At 67.9% G+C, this 17,073-nt stretch carries 19 protein-coding genes; 8 read left to right on the top strand and 11 right to left on the bottom strand.

Translation table 11 applies throughout. The features are described from left to right. Positions 1-69: 69 nt before the first annotated feature. Positions 70-2,091 carry a M13 family metallopeptidase gene (locus ABIE51_RS09805; protein WP_192630565.1) on the top strand — a complete coding sequence of 674 codons (2,022 nt, stop codon included), beginning with the start codon at positions 70-72 and terminating at the stop codon, positions 2,089-2,091. Positions 2,092-2,122: 31 nt separating this feature from the next. On the opposite strand, the gene ABIE51_RS09810 is transcribed toward ABIE51_RS09805, so the two are convergent. The 3 genes from ABIE51_RS09810 to ABIE51_RS09820 form a co-directional block, all read right to left on the bottom strand. Next, positions 2,123-3,313, bottom strand: a complete 1,191-nt coding sequence (locus ABIE51_RS09810; protein ID WP_115842117.1) for a BaiN/RdsA family NAD(P)/FAD-dependent oxidoreductase — start codon at positions 3,311-3,313, stop codon at positions 2,123-2,125. A gap of 4 nt (positions 3,314-3,317) precedes the next feature. Continuing rightward, the gene (locus ABIE51_RS09815) at positions 3,318-3,875 is read right to left on the bottom strand and encodes a YaeQ family protein (RefSeq protein ID WP_192630566.1); all 558 of its coding nucleotides are present in this window, start codon (positions 3,873-3,875) and stop codon (positions 3,318-3,320) included. A gap of 74 nt (positions 3,876-3,949) precedes the next feature. Then, positions 3,950-4,297 carry a response regulator gene (locus tag ABIE51_RS09820; RefSeq protein WP_192630567.1) on the bottom strand — a complete coding sequence of 116 codons (348 nt, stop codon included), beginning with the start codon at positions 4,295-4,297 and terminating at the stop codon, positions 3,950-3,952. Positions 4,298-4,501: 204 nt separating this feature from the next. On the opposite strand from ABIE51_RS09820, the gene ABIE51_RS09825 reads away from it, so the two are divergent. Next, positions 4,502-4,789 carry a hypothetical protein gene (locus ABIE51_RS09825; protein ID WP_115842120.1) on the top strand — a complete coding sequence of 96 codons (288 nt, stop codon included), beginning with the start codon at positions 4,502-4,504 and terminating at the stop codon, positions 4,787-4,789. Positions 4,790-4,818: 29 nt separating this feature from the next. Then, complete coding sequence (locus ABIE51_RS09830; RefSeq protein WP_147298605.1) at positions 4,819-5,028, top strand: hypothetical protein; 210 nt, start codon at positions 4,819-4,821, stop codon at positions 5,026-5,028. A 6-nt stretch (positions 5,029-5,034) separates the two neighbouring features. Here ABIE51_RS09830 and ABIE51_RS09835 read toward each other — a convergent pair whose 3' ends face one another. Next, positions 5,035-5,475 (bottom strand): EF-hand domain-containing protein, encoded by a 441-nt coding sequence (locus tag ABIE51_RS09835; RefSeq protein ID WP_192630568.1) that lies wholly within the window; start codon positions 5,473-5,475, stop codon positions 5,035-5,037. Between the two features lie 149 nt (positions 5,476-5,624). Here ABIE51_RS09835 and ABIE51_RS09840 point away from each other — a divergent pair, with 149 nt between their 5' ends. Beyond that, positions 5,625-5,804, top strand: a complete 180-nt coding sequence (locus ABIE51_RS09840) for a DUF3606 domain-containing protein (RefSeq protein WP_192630569.1) — start codon at positions 5,625-5,627, stop codon at positions 5,802-5,804. Between the two features lie 30 nt (positions 5,805-5,834). On the opposite strand, the gene ABIE51_RS09845 is transcribed toward ABIE51_RS09840, so the two are convergent. Then, entirely contained in the window at positions 5,835-6,044 is a 210-nt protein-coding gene (locus ABIE51_RS09845; protein WP_115842124.1) for a hypothetical protein, read from the bottom strand. A 144-nt stretch (positions 6,045-6,188) separates the two neighbouring features. On the opposite strand from ABIE51_RS09845, the gene ABIE51_RS09850 reads away from it, so the two are divergent. The 4 genes from ABIE51_RS09850 to ABIE51_RS09865 all read left to right on the top strand — a co-directional run bounded on the left by ABIE51_RS09850 (position 6,189) and on the right by ABIE51_RS09865 (position 10,822). After that, positions 6,189-6,683 carry a YaiI/YqxD family protein gene (locus ABIE51_RS09850; protein ID WP_354503954.1) on the top strand — a complete coding sequence of 165 codons (495 nt, stop codon included), beginning with the start codon at positions 6,189-6,191 and terminating at the stop codon, positions 6,681-6,683. 94 nt (positions 6,684-6,777) lie between these two features. Beyond that, positions 6,778-7,779, top strand: a complete 1,002-nt coding sequence (locus ABIE51_RS09855; protein ID WP_192630571.1) for a sensor histidine kinase — start codon at positions 6,778-6,780, stop codon at positions 7,777-7,779. 13 nt (positions 7,780-7,792) lie between these two features. After that, positions 7,793-8,155, top strand: coding sequence for a response regulator (locus ABIE51_RS09860; protein WP_192630572.1), 363 nt, complete (start codon positions 7,793-7,795; stop codon positions 8,153-8,155). A gap of 42 nt (positions 8,156-8,197) precedes the next feature. After that, positions 8,198-10,822 (top strand): excinuclease ABC subunit UvrA, encoded by a 2,625-nt coding sequence (locus ABIE51_RS09865; RefSeq protein ID WP_192630573.1) that lies wholly within the window; start codon positions 8,198-8,200, stop codon positions 10,820-10,822. An 11-nt stretch (positions 10,823-10,833) separates the two neighbouring features. Here the strand turns inward: ABIE51_RS09865 and ABIE51_RS09870 are convergent, their stop codons facing one another. From ABIE51_RS09870 to ABIE51_RS09895, 6 genes are read right to left on the bottom strand one after another with little or no spacing between them, the layout of a single operon-like run. Further along, complete coding sequence (locus ABIE51_RS09870; RefSeq protein WP_192630574.1) at positions 10,834-11,211, bottom strand: Na+/H+ antiporter subunit G; 378 nt, start codon at positions 11,209-11,211, stop codon at positions 10,834-10,836. After that, positions 11,208-11,486 (bottom strand): K+/H+ antiporter subunit F, encoded by a 279-nt coding sequence (locus ABIE51_RS09875; RefSeq protein WP_192630575.1) that lies wholly within the window; start codon positions 11,484-11,486, stop codon positions 11,208-11,210. Before ABIE51_RS09875 ends, ABIE51_RS09870 begins: the two co-directional genes overlap by 4 nt. Further along, a complete protein-coding gene (locus ABIE51_RS09880; RefSeq protein ID WP_192630576.1) occupies positions 11,483-11,977 on the bottom strand; it encodes a Na+/H+ antiporter subunit E in 495 nt (164 codons plus the stop codon). The genes ABIE51_RS09875 and ABIE51_RS09880 overlap by 4 nt, the downstream gene beginning before the upstream one ends. Continuing rightward, entirely contained in the window at positions 11,974-13,614 is a 1,641-nt protein-coding gene (locus tag ABIE51_RS09885; protein ID WP_192630577.1) for a monovalent cation/H+ antiporter subunit D, read from the bottom strand. The genes ABIE51_RS09880 and ABIE51_RS09885 overlap by 4 nt, the downstream gene beginning before the upstream one ends. After that, complete coding sequence (locus tag ABIE51_RS09890) at positions 13,611-13,955, bottom strand: Na+/H+ antiporter subunit C (RefSeq protein ID WP_115842131.1); 345 nt, start codon at positions 13,953-13,955, stop codon at positions 13,611-13,613. The genes ABIE51_RS09885 and ABIE51_RS09890 overlap by 4 nt, the downstream gene beginning before the upstream one ends. Next, entirely contained in the window at positions 13,955-16,861 is a 2,907-nt protein-coding gene (locus ABIE51_RS09895; RefSeq protein ID WP_192630578.1) for a monovalent cation/H+ antiporter subunit A, read from the bottom strand. The genes ABIE51_RS09890 and ABIE51_RS09895 overlap by 1 nt, the downstream gene beginning before the upstream one ends. Between the last annotated feature and the right edge of the window lie 212 nt (positions 16,862-17,073).

Here is a 17,073-nt window from a genome sequence, read left to right on the forward strand (position 1 = left end):
TTCCGGCACCGGCCCGAGCCCGCGCCGTGGCTATAGTGGCGGCACCCACCCAGACCCAGGGGCGTTGCCGTGGTCCGATCCAGCCTTCCGCTCGTCGCCTTGCTCGCAGCCGCCACCACCGCCTCGGCCGGTGCCGTCCACGGGATCCATCCCGAGGACATCAACCGCAACGGCGATGCCTGCACCGATTTCTTCGACTACGCCAACGGCGCGTGGCGCCAGCAGAACCCGATCCCGAACTACATGGATCGCTGGAGCCGGCGCTGGCAATCCGGCGAAGTGAACAAGGAACACGTCCGCGACATCCTGACCGAGCTGTCGGCGAAGACCGATTGGCCGAAGGGCAGCGCGGGCCAGCTCGCCGGCGATTTCTACGCCGCGTGCATGGACGAGTCGCGCGTGGACGCGCTCGGCAGCAAGCCGGTGCAGCCGTGGCTCAACGAGATCGCGGCGATCGACGACAAGGCCGGCCTGCAGAAGACGATCGGTCGCCTGCACGACGTCGGCGTCGCCGTGCCCTTCCAGGTCTATGCCGGCGAGGACCTGCACGATCCATCGAAGACCATCGCGCACATCTACGCCGGCGGCCTGGGCATGCCGGACCGCGATTACTACCTCAAGCCCGAGCCGCGCTTCGTCGAGGCCCGCGCGAAATACCTCGCGCACGTGGCGAAGATGTTCGAGCTGTCCGGCGTTCCCGCCGCGCAGGCGAAGCAGGACGCCGACACCGTGTTCGCCTTCGAAAAACGCCTGGCCGAGGCGTCGTTCGACAACGTCCAGCTGCGCGATCCGAAGCTGCAGGACAACGCGACCGCGTTCGCCGCCCTGTCGAAGCTCGCGCCGCATTTCGACTGGAACGCGTACTTCGACGCCGCGAAGATGCCGCGCAACGCGTTGAACGTGACGCAGCCGAAGTTCGTGCAGCAGGTCGACAGGGAACTGGCGACCACGCCGCTTCCGCAGTGGAAGACCTACCTGCAATGGCACGTGCTGAACACCGCCGCCGATTCGTTGTCGCAGCCGTTCGTCGAGGAGAACTTCGCCTTCAACGGCAAGTTCCTCACCGGCGCGACCGAGATCAAGCCGCGCTGGAAGCGTTGCGCCGAAGCCACCGACAACCAGCTCGGCGAAGCGCTCGGGCAGAAGTACGTCGAGAAGTACTTCCCGCCGGAAGCCAAGGCGCGCATGCAGGAGATGGTGAAGAACATCCTGCTGGCGATGGACGACACCATCAACGAACTGGACTGGATGGATCCGGCGACGAAGAAGAAGGCGCTGGAAAAACGCGCGACCTTCTTCCCGAAGCTGGGGTATCCGGACAAGTTCAAGACCTACGACGGCGTGGTCGTCTCGCGCGATTCGGCCTGGGACAACGTCGTCGCCGCATCGCGCTGGAACGTCGCCGACAACCGCGGCCAGGTCGGCAAGCCGACTGACCGCAGTCGCTGGGGAATGACGCCTCCGACGTCGAACGCGTACTACAACCCGCTACAGAACGAGATCGTGTTCCCGGCGGGCATCCTGCAGCCGCCGGCGTTCGACGTGAACGCCACCGACGCGGTGAACTACGGCGCCATCGGCGTCGTCATCGGGCATGAAATCAGCCACGGCTTCGATGATCAGGGCGCGCAGTTCGACGCGCAGGGCCGCCTCGCGAACTGGTGGACGCCGGCCGACAACAAGCAGTTCCAGGCGAAGGGCGAGTGCGTGGTGAAGCAGTTCGAGGGCTATTTCATCGAACCGGGCGTGCACCACAACGGCAAGCTGGTGCTGGGCGAATCCATCGGCGATCTCGCCGGCGCGAAGATCGCCTTCCGCGCGTACCAGAAGTCGCGCGAGGGCAAGGGCCCGGAGCCGACGCTCGACGGTTTCACGCCCGAGCAGCAGTTCTTCCTCGCATGGGGCCAGTGGCGCGGCGATGAAACGCGCATGGAAACGCAGCGCACGATGGTGCAGGGCGACCCGCATCCCATCGCGAAGTACCGCGTGAACGGGCCTCTGTCGAACCTGCCGGCGTTCCGCGAAGCGTTCCAGTGCAAGGCCGATGCACCGATGGTGCGGGCGGAGGCGGATCGCTGCGAAGTGTGGTGAACGCGGCGTTGCGCGGTGTGGGCGCGAACGCCTACACCGCGTTGCCGGCAGCGTGGCCCGAGGCCCACGCCCACTGGAAGTTGTAACCGCCCAGCCACCCCGTGACGTCGACGACCTCGCCGATGAAGTACAGGCCCGGCACGCGCCTGGATTGCATCGTGCTCGACGACACTTCGTCGGTGTCCACGCCGCCGAGCGTCACTTCCGCGGTCCGATAGCCCTCGGTGCCGCTGGCGACGAGCGCCCAGTCGGACAGCACGGCGGCGATCTCGCGCAGCTGCGGCGCGTTGTACTGCTTCATCGGTCGGCTGGTCAGCCAGTGCTCGCACAGCCGTTGCGCGAAGCGCTTGGGCATCACCTCGCCGAGCATCGTCTTCAGCTCGGCCGCGGGACGGTCGCGCTGCCATTGCTGCAGGGTTTCCAGCGCATCGTGGCCGGGGAGCAGGTCGAGTCGCAGGTCGTCGCCGGGCTGCCAGAACGACGAGATCTGCAGGATCGATGGCCCGCTGACGCCGCGATGCGTCACCAGCATGAAATTGCTGAAACTCGCGCCGTTGCACCGCGCGGTCACCGGCAACGCGACGCCGGACAGGTCGGCGAGTCGTTCCTGATGCTTGCCGCTCAGCGTCAGCGGGACCAGACCCGCGCGCGTGGGCAGCACCGCATGGCCGAACTGGCGCGCGAGTTCGTAACCGAAGCCGGTCGCGCCCATGCTCGGGATCGACAATCCGCCGCTCGCGACGACCAGCGATGGCGCGGAGAAATTCCCGCGCGTCGTGTGCACGCGGAAGCGCGCCTCGTCGCTGTCGCCGTGCCCCAGTTTCTCGATGCTGCAGCTGGTTTCCACGCGAACGCCGGCCGCGGCGCATTCGTCCAGCAGCATCTTCACGATGAGCTTGGACGACTCGTCGCAGAACAGCTGCCCCAGTTCCTTCTCGTGGTACGCGATGCCGTGGCGTTCGACCATGTCGATGAAATGCCACGGCGTGTAGCGGGCCAGCGCGGATTTGCAGAAATGCGGATTCGCCGACAGGTAATTGGCGGGCGTCGCGCCGGTGTTGGTGAAATTGCAGCGCCCGCCACCGGACATCAGGATCTTCTTGCCGACGCGGTTGGCGTGTTCGATCACCAGCACGCGCCGGCCACGATGGCCCGCGGTCAGCGCGCACATCAAACCCGCGGCGCCACCGCCGACGATGATGACGTCGTAGTGCCCGCCCATGCCGTCAGGCGGCTTGCGCCGCCGGTGCGATGCGGATGCGCGGGCGGAAGGTGATCACGCCGTTCTCGCCCATCAGCTGCAGTTCGCCGTCCTGGATGAGCGCGTTGAACCGCATGCTGCGTTCGATCGCCGCGCCCAGCGCTTCGACCGTGTCGGCGTCGATGTCGATGACGGTGAGGTTGGAAAGGCGCGACAACGCGACTGCGTTCTTCTCCCACCACACGTCGGCGGCGCGGCCGCCGTAGTTCACGACGACCACCTGCCGCGCGCGGCCGCAGGCCTTGCGGATGCGCGATTCGTCGGGTTGGCCCAGATCGATCCATTGCTCGATGTCGCCGGTGTAGTCGCGGCGCCAGAGATCGGGTTCTTCCTCGTTGCTCAGGCCCTTGCCGAATTCCAGCCGTTCGCTGGCGAACAGTGCGAATGCGACCAGGCGCACCATCAGCCGCTCGTCGGTCTCCGACGGATGCTGGGCGAGAGTGAGCGGGTAGGTCGCGTAGTGATGCCGGTCGAGGTCGCTGACTTGCAGCTCGGCCTTGACCACGGTCGCCTTGAGCGCCATGTGCGGTTGCCTTGGGCGAAAAACGGAGCCGGCATTCTAGGCGTTTGTCGCCTCCGCTGCCGGCGTCGCCTCGATCAGCGCCCCAGCCGCGCCGGGCCGCATACGAACGCGGCGATGTCCTCGAAGCGGTACGGCTTCTGGAAGACCGGCATGTCGGCGGGCGCGCGGCATTGCGTCGCGTCGTAGCCGGTCGCCAGCACGATGGGGAATCCGGGACGCATCTGCCGGATCCGGCGCGCGAGTTCCACGCCGTCGATCCCCCCGGGAAGTTCGACGTCGATCACCGCGCAGTCGAAAGGCGTGCGTTCGAACAGATCCAGTGCCGACTTCGCATCGGGCACCGGATGCACGCGCATTCCGACGTCGCCCAGTGCGTCCACGGCCGATTGCGCGAGCAGGTAGTTGTCTTCGACGAACAACATCGAGCACGAGCAACGCATGGCTGGTCACCTCGTCTCGCAGCTCCCCTCCCGCGATCCTAGCGACCGATGTTGTCGGAAATGCGTCGGAAAAATGTGGAGCCCCGGTGATACCGGCCGCGAGTGTGAAGACGCATGGCTGGCTTCACGCGGAACGTGCGTTTGCTCCATTACGTTCTTGCCGACTGCACAGGGAGCAGCGCAACCATGAACCTCACCATCCAGTGCCTTCCGCCAGGTTGGCGCCTCGAAGCATTGCCTCCGTCGCGCGACAGGCGCGAATGCGGCCTCCGATTGACCAGTCCGCACGGACAGGAAATCACTTTCGTCCACAAGCCTTTCCAGTTCGCGTGCGAGATCACGCGCGAGCTGCAGGCCGACCTGTTCGCGGCGCAACACGTGCGCGAGCAGGGCGATCCGACGCTTCGCATCGCACGGCCCGAGCAGATCGCCGAGGACGTGCGCGCGGGCGAAATCCTCAACAACCGGCTGTGAGCCTGGACGGAGATCCAATGGAGTCGACCATGAACGAAGTCCTGCGCACGTTGCCCCCGGACTGGCGAATGGAAGTGCACGGCCCGTCCTGTGGATGGCCGAACTGCACGCTCATCATCACCAGCCCGCAGGGCCTGCAGATCCGGTTCGTGCATCGTCCCGACGAGGGCGCGCGCAAGCTCACCGAACAACTGCAGCAGGCGATGGGCTATCGCCAGGACGTGTCCAGCTGGGGCTGAGCCGCGTCAAGGGCGTACGCGGGCGCCGACGCCGGCCTTCATTTCATCGAAGTCCAGGCCGCCGTCGGCGTTGCGATCGAGCCAGCTGAAGCGCATCTCGAGCGCGCGGCGCAGTTCGGCGTCGTCGAGCTGGCCATCGCGGTCCAGGTCGACCGCGATCATCCGTTCCGGCGCGGTCGGCGCATCGGCCGGCTGCGGCCCGATCGCGGCCCGCAATTCGTCGGCGGACAGCAACTGGTCGCGGTTGCGGTCCGCCGTCTCGAACACGACATCGCTGTCGTACTCGTACTTGCTCAGGACGCCGTCGCGGTTCGCATCGAGGAATTCGAAGCGCGTCCTCGCGAAATCGTCCCTGGCCGCGGTCGCGGTGTCGAGCGGCGCGCAAAGCACCGACCCGGAGAGTCCAACGCCCAGCAGAAGCACGGTCAGCGGCAGGCGACAGGTCATGGCGAATTCCCCCTGGTGAGTTCAGCTGAAGCAACGCAGCGGGGGCGGCGGGCCGGACACCGCAAGCCTGCGCAGAGGGGGGGCAGGCCGTTGGCTCCGTGCTCACATCCCGGTCCATACGCTGGCGACTCCCCCACCGGAGGTACGCCATGAGCGACAGCACGAACACGCGCGGGGAGCCGGACCGCTCCCGCATCAACGTCCACCAGGAACACGAGGTCCGCTACTGGACGCAGGCGCTGGACGTCACCGAGGAAGAGCTCCGCGCCGCGGTCCAGGCGGTGGGACCGGTGGCGGCCAAGGTGCGCGAGTACTTCCAGCGCGGCTGAACGCGGGCACGTGGCCCGCGTTCGACTGCATCAAGCCGCCGCGGCGGACTGCGTCGTGCCGAGCGCTTCGGCGAGCTGCCGGGTGACCTCGCATTCGACCTGGTACGGACGCGCGAGGTACTCGACAACCTCGCCGTTCGGGCTGGTGATGCGGATCGCGCAATCCTCGAAGCGCGTCGAAGTCGGGCTGCGCGCTTCGATGCGCCAGCCGGCGGGAAGGGTCTGAGCGGGAAGATCCATACGCATGGCATTGTGGTTCGGGGGAGCGGTGACGCTAGCCAGCGCGGTGCATTTGCCACGTGATGTGCTGAGCGGAATGTTCAGACAACCGCCGCCGGATCGGTCAAGCTGGCCGCCGTTTCCATGCCCACCACCGATGCGCCGATGAGCGAGTCCGAAATTACGCACCCTCAGGTCTGGGTCGATGCCGATGCGTGCCCCGGCGTGATCAAGGACATCCTGTTCCGTGCGGCCGAGCGCGCGCAGGTCCAGGTCACGCTCGTCGCGAACCAGTGGATCCGCTGCCCGTCGTCTCGGTTCATCCGCTCGTTGCAGGTGCAGGGCGGGTTCGACGTGGCCGACAGCGAGATCGTCGAGCGCATGCAGGCCGGCGACCTGGTGGTGACGCAGGACATCCCGCTGGCGGCGCGCGTGATCGAGAAGGGCGGCGTGGCCGTCAATCCACGCGGCGAACGCTACAGCCCCGAGAACATGGCCGAGCGCCTGTCGATGCGCAATTTCATGGAGGAACTGCGCGGTGCCGGCGTGCAGACCGGTGGCCCGCCGGCGTTCCATGCGCGGGACCGGCAGGCCTTCGCGAACCAGCTGGACCGATGGCTCGCGCAGCGTCCCAAACCCCGCGGCACGGCACCGGGCTGACCGCTCGCACCGCCCGCAGCACGGACGCGACCGCCATCACGACCACGCCCGCGCCTTCACGGTGAATGGGCCGCTGCATGCGATCCTGAGGAACATGAACGACCTCGCGCACGCGTACGATCCCGCCGCCGCATCGGCGAAGCTGCGCCTTTACGAGGCGATCATGCAGGCGACGCCCGACCTGGTCTACGTCTTCGATCTCCATCACCGCTTCATCTACGCCAACGACGCGCTGCTGACGATGTGGGGCCGCAGCTGGGACGACGCGATCGGCAAGACCTGCCTCGAACTGGGCTACGAGCCGTGGCACGCCGCCATGCACGACCGCGAGATCGAACAGGTCATCGCGACGGGCCGGCCGATCCGCGGCGACGTTCCGTTCCCGCATACGACCAAGGGCGTGCGGATCTACGACTACATCTTCACCCCGGTGTTCGATCCCGAAGGACGCGTGGAGGCCATCGCAGGCACCACGCGCGACGTGACCGAGCGGCAGGAACACGAAAAGCACATGCAGCTGATGGTCAACGAGCTCAACCACCGCGTGAAGAACACGCTGGCGATGGTGCAGTCGCTCGTGTTCCAGACGCTCGACGGCGCGCCGGATCCAGACGAAGCGCGGGAGAAGATCGAATCCCGCCTGCTCGCGTTGTCGGATGCGCACAACATCCTCACGCGCGAGAACTGGCAGGGCGCCGACATCGCCGACATCGTCGAAGGCGCCGCCAGCCTGTTCCAGCAGCGTGCGGGCGAACGGTTCGACATCACGGGCCCGACCGCCATCCTCGAACCACGGCGGACCGTGGCGCTGGCGATGGCGCTGCACGAACTCTGCACCAACGCGATCAAGCACGGCGCGTTGTCGGTGCCGGGAGGGCGCGTCGGCATCCATTGGGAGTTCGATGCGACGCGTAGCGCCGTACGGCTGCACTGGAAGGAGACGGGTGGCCCCGAGGTCACGCCCCCAACGCAGTTCGGCTTCGGCTCGACGCTGCTTCGGCGCGGCCTCAAGCACGATCTGGGCGGCGAGGCGACGCTGGCATTCGAACGCGATGGGCTGCGATGCGACATCGTCATTCCCTTCACGAGTCCATAGAGTGCAGGCCGCGATGGAATTGCGCGTACTGATCGTCGAGGACGAGTTCCTCATCGCCTCGATGCTGGAAGCCCACCTGGTGCGGCTGGGCTACGCGGTGCCTCCGATCGCCGCGACGGTGGAGGAGGCGCTGTCCATCCTCGAACAGAACGAGATCCACCTCGCCGTGGTCGACATCAACCTTGCCGGCACGGCCTCGTATCCGGTCGCCGACGCGCTCAAGGCGCGCAGCATCCCGTTCGTGTTCACCACCGGCTACGGCCAATCGGGTCTGCCGGAGCCGTACCGCGCATTTCCGATCGTGCAGAAGCCGTACCGCATATCGAGGCTGGAGCCGATCCTGCGCGGCCTGCTTCCCGAGGTGTCGACGCCGTAACCGTCACCGTGCGTCGGCACGCCTCCGTGTCCAATCCGGTGCATGGCCAGACGCGACCGCGACCCCCACGGCACCGACGCCTTCGTGCGTGTTCGCGGCGCACGCGAACACAACCTGCGCGAGGTGGACGTCGACATACCCCGTGACGCGCTGGTGGTGTTTTCGGGCGTGTCGGGCTCGGGCAAGTCGTCGCTGGCCTTCGGCACGCTGTACGCCGAGGCGCAGCGGCGTTATCTCGAATCGCTGTCGCCGTACGCGCGCCGCCTGATCGACCAGGTCGGCGTGCCCGACGTGGATGCCATCGAAGGCCTGCCACCGGCTGTCGCGCTGCAACAGCAGCGTGGGACCCCGAACGTGCGCTCGACCGTGGGCAGCATCACGACGCTGTCGAGCCTGCTTCGCATGCTGTACTCGCGCGCCGGCACGTATCCGCCGAAGCAGCCGATGCTGTTCGCGGAGGATTTCTCGCCCAACACGCCGCAGGGCGCGTGTCCGAACTGCCACGGCCTGGGCAGCGTGTACGACGTCACCGAGCAGTCGATGGTGCCCGATCCATCGCTCAGCATCCGCGACCGGGCGATCGCGTCGTGGCCGCCGGCGTGGCACGGGCAGAACCTGCGCGACATCCTGGTGACGCTCGGCTACGACGTCGATGTCCCGTGGTCGCAGCTGCCGAAGAAGGACCGCGACTGGATCCTCTTCACCGAGGAAACGCCGACGGTGCCGGTGTATCCCGGCTTCACGCCCGCGCAGACACGCACGGCGCTCAAGCGCAAGACCGAACCGGCGTACATGGGCACCTTCACCGGCGCGCGCCGCTACGTGCTGCACACCTTCGCGACTACGCAGAGCGCGCTGATGAAGAAGCGCGTGTCGCGCTTCATGACTGGCGCGCCGTGCCCGGTGTGCGGCGGGCGACGCCTCAAGCGCGAGGCGCTGTCGGTGACCTTCGCCGGCCTGGACATCGGCACGCTGTCGCAGCTGTCGCTCGATCGCATCGCGCAGACCCTGAAGCCCGCCGCCGAAGGCCACTTCGAGGCGCCGACGAACACGCGCACGCGCACTCGCGCGGCGAGCCGGAAGGATGTCGAAACGCGCGTCGCATCGGGAGGCTCGGCGCATTCCGGAAGCTCCGACGTACGTCGCACGCCCGATCTGTCCGAGGAAAAGCGGATCGCCGCGCAGCGCATCGCGCACGACCTCATCGAACGCATCGGCGCACTGCAGGCACTGGGGCTCGGCTACCTTGCGCTGGATCGACCGACGCCGACGCTGTCGCCCGGCGAACTGCAGCGGCTGCGTCTGGCGACGCAGATCCGCTCGAACCTGTTCGGCGTGGTGTACGTGCTCGACGAACCGTCGGCCGGGCTGCATCCGGCCGACAGCGAGGCGCTGTACGACGCGCTCGACCAGCTCAAGGGCACGGGCAACACGCTGTTCGTCGTCGAACACGACCTCGACCTGATGCAGCGCGCCGACTGGCTGGTCGATGTCGGCCCCGGCGCGGGCCAGCACGGGGGCAAGGTGCTCTATAGCGGTCCGCCGAAGGGGCTCGCGAACGTCGAGCCGTCGATGACGCGTCGCTACCTCTTCGACGCGCGCGCCGTGCGACGCACGCCACGCATGCCCACGCGCTGGCTCGAACTGCGCGGCGTGCATCGCAACAACCTGCACGGCGTGGACGCGCGATTCCCCATCGGTGCGTTCACGTCCGTCACGGGCGTGTCGGGCTCAGGCAAGTCGAGCCTGGTCAGCCAGGCGCTGGTCGAACTGGTCGGCGACCACCTCGGCCACGAACCGGCGGTGGAAGAAGGCGAGGGCGATGCGCCGTCGATGGGCCCGATCGTCCGCACCGTCGGAAGGCTCGGCGCCGGGAGCGATGCGATCCGCCGTCTGGTCAACGTCGACCAGAAACCGATCGGCCGCACACCGCGCTCGAACCTGGCGACCTACACCGGCCTGTTCGACCACGTGCGCAAGCTGTTCGCGGCGACGAAGACCGCGAAGGCCCGGCGCTACAGCGCGGGGCGGTTCTCCTTCAACGTCGCGCAGGGGCGCTGTGAAACCTGCGAGGGCGAAGGCTTCGTGAGCGTCGAACTGCTGTTCATGCCGAGCGTCTATGCGCCGTGCCCAACCTGCCACGGCAGCCGTTACAACGCGAAGACGCTCGAAGTCGAATGGAACGGACGCAACATCGCGCAGGTGCTGGCGATGACGGTCGACGAAGCGCGGACATTCTTCGAGGCCGAGAGCGTCGTCGAACGACCGCTGACCTTGCTGCACGAGATCGGCCTGGGCTACCTGCGATTGGGACAGCCGGCGACGGAGCTGTCGGGCGGCGAGGCGCAGCGCATCAAGCTCGCCTCCGAACTCCAGCGCAGCCAGCGCGGCGACACGCTGTACGTGCTCGACGAGCCGACGACGGGACTGCATGCCGCCGACGTCGACAAGTTGATGGCGCAGCTGCACGGGCTGGTCGATGCGGGCAACACGGTCGTGGTCATCGAGCACGAAATGCGCGTGGTAGCCGACAGCGACTGGGTGATCGACATGGGCCCGGGCGCGGGCGAGGAGGGCGGACGCATCGTCGCCGCCGGCACGCCCGACGAGGTGAGCCGCGCGAAGGACAGCCGCACGGCGCCGTACCTGCGGAAGTCGCTGGGGTAGCGGTTCGGCGCTCAGGGCGCCGGTCGTTCCCCGCTCGCCGACGAGTCGGATGCTCCCAGCGTCGGTGGCGTATCCGCCGTGCCTGCAAGCCGCCGGCGGAACAGCGCCACGCGCGCGAGCAGCAGCGTCGTGACGGGAACGGTGATCGCCAGGAACACCGGGACCAGCAGCGGATGCAGCGCCAGGCGCCCGTCGAGTGCCGAGAAATACAGCACGCCCGCCAGCGCCACGCACCAGCTGCCGATGGTGTACGTCAGTGCCGGCGGATGCATGCGCAGGAAGAAGCCCGGCAGCCGCAGGAACCCCAGCGCGCCGATCACCACGAATACGCCGCTGCAGACCAGCAGCGCAGCAACGACGATCTGGAGCCAGAACGGCACGTCGTTCATTCGATCACCTCTCCGCGCAGGATGAACTTCGCCATGCCCGCCGAGCTGACGAAGCCGAACAGCGCGATCAGCAGCGCGACTTCGAAGTAGAGGTCGCTGTGGTGGAAGATGCCGATCACCAGCACCACCAGCATCGCCTGCATGTACAGCAGGTCCAGCGCGAAGACGCGGTCCTGCGCGCGCGGACCGCGAAGCAGCCGCACCAGCACCATGAGCGATGCCAGCGTGTAGCAGCCCAGCGTGAAGGCGATGGCGTAGAACAGCAGCGTGCTCATTCGAAGATCTCCCGGAGCGGCGCCTCGTAACGCGTCTTGAAGCGGGCGACGAAGTCTGCCTCGTCCGGCGCGTCCCACACGTGCAGCAGCATCGCGCTGCGATCGACCGCCAGTTCCGACCACACCGTGCCCGGCACGACGGTGGTCACCATCGACAGCACGGCCAGTCCGACCGGGTCGCGCAGGTCCAGCGGGATCACGACGAAACGGTGAGCCGGCCGATGCCAGCGCCACCGCACCACGCCCCACGCGACGACGAGGTTGGAATGCACGACATCGCCGCAGATGAGCAGCGTGTAGCGCAGGATCGCGAACGGATGGCGCGCGCGCGACGGCGGCCAGAAGCTGGACACCAGCACCGGCACGCCGATCGCGACGATCAGCCCGAGCACAATCTGCCCGGCGCTAGCGCTGCGCGCCAGCAGCAGCCAGATCGCGAGCAGCGCGACCGACAGCGCGGGCGAGGGCAGGAGGCGTCGAAGGAAGGTCATGGCGTCTCGACCTGCGGGTATTCCGGCTTGGTCGGGCCCGGGCGCGGCGGCGTGCCGAACACCGCGTCCACGTACGGGCGCGGCGCGTGCAGGTATGTCGCCGTGGCCGTCGTGTAGCGCAGCACCGGATCGGCGAAGACCGTAAGCGCCACGCATGCACCGAGCAGGACCAGCACGGCGCCGCTCTCGACGACCTTCAGCCGGGGCGCGAAGCGGCCGCCGCTCGCCCAGAAGTGGCGGATGCCGGCGCGCACCAGCGAGATCGTCGTGAACAGGCTGGAGCACAGCAGCAGCGTCATCAGGATCCATGTCGAGCTGGAGGCCGGGTGCGCCTGGTCGCCGACGATCGCCGTCAGGATCGCGGCCTTCGACAGGAATCCCGACAACGGCGGCAATCCCGCGACCAGCAGCGAACACGCCATGAAGGCCAGGCCCAGTGCCGCGACGGACACGGGGAATGCGCGCCCGACCAGCGGCAGCTGTTCGTCGTCGAGGTTGTCGTCCTCGTCCGGCATCGCGTCGTAGATCGGGCGCTGCGCATGCCGTTCCGATCGCGTGCGCTGCACGGGTTCGACCATCAGGAACAGCGCGCTCACCGCGAAGGTGGAACTGATGAGGTAGAACAACGCTGCGGCCGCGGCTGCGATCGAACCGGTGGCGAAGGACGCCATCAGCGTTCCGGACGTGACGATCACCGAGAACGCGGCGATGCGGTCCAGACGGATCGACGCGAGGACGCCAATGGCGCCGAACGCCAGCGTCGCAAGCCCCGCCGCCAGCAGCAACGGTCCGCCGAACTGGGTAGCCGCGCCGTCTACCGCGGGGAACAGCAGCATCCACAGCCGCAGCACCGCGTACACGCCGACCTTCGTCATCAGCACGAACAACGCCGCGACCGGCGTGCTCGCCGCCGTGTACGCCGGCACCAGCCACGCGTTGAGCGGCCACACCGCGGCCTTGATCAGGAACGCCATCGCGAGGATCGCCGCGCCCGCGTGCAGCAGGCCGCGGTCGGACAACGGCACCAGCGGCACCTTCGCCGCAACGTCGGCCATCGACAGCGTGCCCATCACGCCGTAGAGGATCGCCAGCCCGATCAGGAACAGCGACGACGCCAGCAGGTTGATCGCGATGTAGTGCATGCCCGAACGCACGCGCTGCCATCCCGAACCGTGCAGCTGCAGGCCGTACGACGCGGCGAGCATCACTTCGAAGAACACGAACAGGTTGAACAGGTCGCCGGTCAGGAACGCGCCGTTGATGCCCATCAGCAGGATCTGGAACAGCGGATGGAAGTACGAGCCCGTGCGCGACCAGCCCGCCGCGGCGTACAGCGACGTGCCCACGCCCACGATGCCGACGACCACGAGCAGCAGCGCCGAAAGCCGGTCGGCGACCAGCGCGATGCCGAACGGCGCCGCCCAGTTCGACGTCAGGTGCACCGCGACCGCGTCCGGCCCCTTCGCGTGGTTCACGTGCCACAGGATCGCCACGGCGGCGGCAAGGCCCGCGCAGCTGGCGAAGATGTTGACGAGCGATCCCCGCAGCCGGCGCGAATCGCGGATCAGCAGGAGCACGGCCGCCGCCATCATCGGCAGGACGACGGGCGCGATGATCAATGCGGCGTTCGGATTCATGGTGCGTCCTGCTCGCCATCGACATGGTCGGTGCCGCTGAAGCCGCGTGCGGCCAGCAGCACGACCAGGAACAGCGCCGTCGTGGCGAACCCGATGACGATGGCCGTCAGCACCAGCGCCTGCGGCATCGGGTCGCTGTAGTTCTGCAGGTCGGCGGGCTGTCCGGGCGTCACGATCGGCGGATGGTCGATCGACAGGCTGCCCATGCTGAAGATGAAGAGGTTCACCGCGTACGACAGCAGTACGAGTCCCATCACGACCTGGAACGTGCGCGGGCGCAACACGAGCCATACGCCGGCACCGCCGAGCACGCCGATCACCAGTGCGAGCAGGATTTCCATCAGGGGCGGCCTCCGGTGGTCGACGGATGCGGCGCGGGCGCCTGTTTCCGGATGGACTGATGCGCCAGCGCGGTGAGGATCAGCAACGTCGATCCGACCACCACGCCCAGCACGGCCAGGTCGAAGAACGCCGCGCTCGGCAGGTGGACTTCGCCCAGCACCGGCAGCGTGACGTGTGCGGTGTGGGTGGTCATGAACGGATAACCGAGCGCCACCGATCCCAGCCCGGTAAGCCCGGCGATCAGCAGGCCGATGGCGATCCACCGCGTAGGACGCACGCGCGTGCGCGCCTCGACCCAGCGCGTGCCGGACACGATGTACTGCATCAGCAGCGCGATCGCGACGATCAGGCCGGCGACGAAGCCGCCGCCGGGTTCGTTGTGTCCGCGCAGGAAGTAGTGCGCGGCGACGACCAGCGCGACCGGCATCAGCAGTCGCGCGATGACTGACGGCACCAGCAGGTAACCGCGCGCGAACGCATCGGAACGGCGCGGCTTCATCAGGTCGGTCGCGCTTTCCTGCGGCACGGCGCGTTGCTGGTCGGGTTGCGCGATGCTTTCGGCAGGCGGGCGGAAACGTCGCAGCAGCGCGTACACGGTGAGCCCCACGGCGCCGAGCACCGTGATCTCGCCCATGGTGTCGAACGCGCGGAAGTCGACCAGCATGACGTTCACCACGTTGGCGCCGCCGCCGCCGGGCAGCGCGTTGCCGAGGAAGAACGGCGAGATGCTCTGCGGCGCCGGCCGCGTGAGGAACGCGAACGACAGCGTCGCCAGGCCGCCGCCGACGACGACCGCCAGTGCCAGGTCGCGCACGCGGCGCGCGCGGTCGCGCAGCGTCGCGCGTTCGCCCGGTTTCTCCATGCGCATCGGCAGCCAGCGCAGGCCGAGCAGGAACAGCATCGTGGTCACCACTTCCACCACGATCTGCGTCAGCGCCAGGTCGGGCGCGGAGAACCACGCGAACGTCAGGCACGTCACGAGCCCCGCGCCGCCCATGAGCGTGATCGCGACGAGGCGGTGGTATTTCGCCGTCGCGGCGGCGCCGACGGCGCAGATCATCCCGATGATCCACAACACGACGAAAGCATACGACGCCGGGACGCGCGGTCGATCGCCCCAGCTCAGCGTGAAGCCGCGCGCCGCGAAGGACGCCAGCACGACGCTGGTTGCGATGACGATGAACAGCTGCGGCTGCAGGTGACGCGTGGTGCAGGCGTTCAGCACGTCGCGGGCGCCGCGCGTGATCGCCAGCATGGTCGATTCGAACAGCTCGCGACCGTTCCAGCGCGAGATGAGCGGCGGAAGCACGAGCCGTCCGCGTTCCTGCATCGCACGCAGCCACACATAGCCGACGATGCCGCCGCCGATGGCGACCAGGCTCATCGCCAGCGGCAGGTTGAAGCCATGCCACAGCGCCAGGCTGTACGCGGGCAGCGTGCCGCCGACGACCGGCAGCGCCGCGGCGTCGAGCACCTTGCCGATGGCGAAGGTTGGTGCGACGCCGACGATCACGCACGCGGTCACGAGGAAGAAGATCGGCATGCGCATCCAGCGCGGTGCTTCTTCGGGCGTGCGCGGAAGGTCGGTCGAGGGCGGGCCGAAAAAGATGTCGTAGCCGAAGCGCAGCGAATACACGACCGCGAACAGCGAGGCGACCGTCGCCAGCACCGGCAACGTCCATTCGATGACGGGCGAGGCGGACAGGAAGACCGTCTCGGAGAAGAACATCTCTTTCGACAGGAAGCCGTTGAGCAGCGGCACGCCGGCCATCGCCGCCGTGGCGATCAGCGCGAGCGCACCGGTGCGCGGCATCGAACGGATCAGGCCGTTGAGCCGGCGGAGATCGCGCGTGCCGGTCTCGTGGTCGACGATGCCCGCGGCCATGAACAGCGATGCCTTGAACGTCGCGTGGTTCATGATGTGGAACACCGCCGCGACCGCGGCCAGCGGGCTGTTGAGGCCGAGCAGCAGCGTGATCAGCCCGAGGTGGCTGATCGTCGAATACGCGAGCAGGCGCTTGAGGTCGTTCTGGAACATCGCCAGGTACGCGCCCAGCAGCAGCGTGATGCCGCCCGCGCCGCCGATCAGCCAGAACCATTCGTCGGTTCCCGACAGCACCGGCCAGAACCGCGCGAGCAGGAACACGCCGGCCTTCACCATCGTCGCCGAATGCAGGTAGGCCGACACCGGCGTGGGCGCCGCCATCGCACGCGGCAGCCAGAAGTGGAACGGGAACTGCGCGCTCTTGGTCAGGGCGCCGATCGCGATCAGCGCCAGCGTCGCGGGATACCACGCGTGCGCCTTGATCCTGTCGCCAGACGCGAGCACGTCGTCGAGCTGAAAGCTGCCCACGATCTGCCCCAGCAGCACGACGCCCGCGAGGAGGCACAACCCGCCGGCGCCGGTCACCACCAGTGCCATGCGCGCGCCGCGCTGCGCATCCGTGCGGTGGTACCAGTAGCCGATGAGCAGGAACGAGGCGAGGCTGGTGAGTTCCCAGAACACCACCAGCTGCAGCAGGTTGCCCGACATCACCACGCCGAGCATCGCGCCCATGAAGGCCAGCAGCATCGCGTAGAAGCGCGCGGCCGGGTCTTCCGGCGACATGTAGTAGCGCGCGTACAGGCAGACCAGCACGCCGATGACCGAGATCATCACCGCGAACATCCACGCGAATCCGTCGAGGCGGAACGCGAGGTCGAGGCCGATCGACGGCATCCAGTGGATCGTCTCGCGGATCACGCCGCCGCCGCGCACCATCGGGAACGAGGTGAGCAGCACGACGGACACGACGGCCGCGATCATCCCGGCGAACGCCGCGATCAGCGTGCGCGAGCGTGTCGGCAGGACGGCGGCAAGCAGGCTGCCGATGAAGGGCAGGGCGACGAGCGCGAGGAGCGACATCGACGTCATCGGCAGTGCGCGGCGCGATCGAACGCACGTGCCGGACCGCCGGAAAGATCGGCGGCCAGCAGGGTGCGGCGCGGAGGCGTCGCACGGAAGAGGGGTTGGATCATGGCAGACCTCGCCGTCGGGTCGTCGCGGATGAACCGCGGAAGGGCCAAGGAGGTGTCAGGTCACTGTAGCCTGCGAACGCAACACCTGCCACCACTTGG

Source organism: Lysobacter sp. OAE881, assembly GCF_040546665.1.
In the GTDB taxonomy this organism is placed as follows: Bacteria; Pseudomonadota; Gammaproteobacteria; order Xanthomonadales; family Xanthomonadaceae; genus Lysobacter_J; species Lysobacter_J soli.

Bases quoted from the DNA above. Each gene is read 5' to 3' on its own strand.
- ABIE51_RS09870 (WP_192630574.1), bottom strand. From the start codon at position 11,211: ATGAACGACGTGCCGTTCTGGCTCCAGATCGTCGTTGCTGCGCTGCTG.
- ABIE51_RS09845 (WP_115842124.1), bottom strand. From the start codon at position 6,044: ATGGATCTTCCCGCTCAGACCCTTCCCGCCGGCTGGCGCATCGAAGCG.
- ABIE51_RS09890 (WP_115842131.1), bottom strand. From the start codon at position 13,955: ATGGAAATCCTGCTCGCACTGGTGATCGGCGTGCTCGGCGGTGCCGGC.
- ABIE51_RS09830 (WP_147298605.1), top strand. From the start codon at position 4,819: ATGAACGAAGTCCTGCGCACGTTGCCCCCGGACTGGCGAATGGAAGTG.
- ABIE51_RS09885 (WP_192630577.1), bottom strand. From the start codon at position 13,614: ATGAATCCGAACGCCGCATTGATCATCGCGCCCGTCGTCCTGCCGATG.
- ABIE51_RS09815 (WP_192630566.1), bottom strand. From the start codon at position 3,875: ATGGCGCTCAAGGCGACCGTGGTCAAGGCCGAGCTGCAAGTCAGCGAC.
- ABIE51_RS09825 (WP_115842120.1), top strand. From the start codon at position 4,502: ATGAACCTCACCATCCAGTGCCTTCCGCCAGGTTGGCGCCTCGAAGCA.
- ABIE51_RS09865 (WP_192630573.1), top strand. From the start codon at position 8,198: ATGGCCAGACGCGACCGCGACCCCCACGGCACCGACGCCTTCGTGCGT.
- ABIE51_RS09835 (WP_192630568.1), bottom strand. From the start codon at position 5,475: ATGACCTGTCGCCTGCCGCTGACCGTGCTTCTGCTGGGCGTTGGACTC.
- ABIE51_RS09840 (WP_192630569.1), top strand. From the start codon at position 5,625: ATGAGCGACAGCACGAACACGCGCGGGGAGCCGGACCGCTCCCGCATC.
- ABIE51_RS09880 (WP_192630576.1), bottom strand. From the start codon at position 11,977: ATGACCTTCCTTCGACGCCTCCTGCCCTCGCCCGCGCTGTCGGTCGCG.
- ABIE51_RS09860 (WP_192630572.1), top strand. From the start codon at position 7,793: ATGGAATTGCGCGTACTGATCGTCGAGGACGAGTTCCTCATCGCCTCG.
- ABIE51_RS09810 (WP_115842117.1), bottom strand. From the start codon at position 3,313: ATGGGCGGGCACTACGACGTCATCATCGTCGGCGGTGGCGCCGCGGGT.
- ABIE51_RS09875 (WP_192630575.1), bottom strand. From the start codon at position 11,486: ATGAGCACGCTGCTGTTCTACGCCATCGCCTTCACGCTGGGCTGCTAC.
- ABIE51_RS09820 (WP_192630567.1), bottom strand. From the start codon at position 4,297: ATGTTGTTCGTCGAAGACAACTACCTGCTCGCGCAATCGGCCGTGGAC.
- ABIE51_RS09855 (WP_192630571.1), top strand. From the start codon at position 6,778: ATGAACGACCTCGCGCACGCGTACGATCCCGCCGCCGCATCGGCGAAG.
- ABIE51_RS09895 (WP_192630578.1), bottom strand. From the start codon at position 16,861: ATGTCGCTCCTCGCGCTCGTCGCCCTGCCCTTCATCGGCAGCCTGCTT.
- ABIE51_RS09850 (WP_354503954.1), top strand. From the start codon at position 6,189: ATGAGCGAGTCCGAAATTACGCACCCTCAGGTCTGGGTCGATGCCGAT.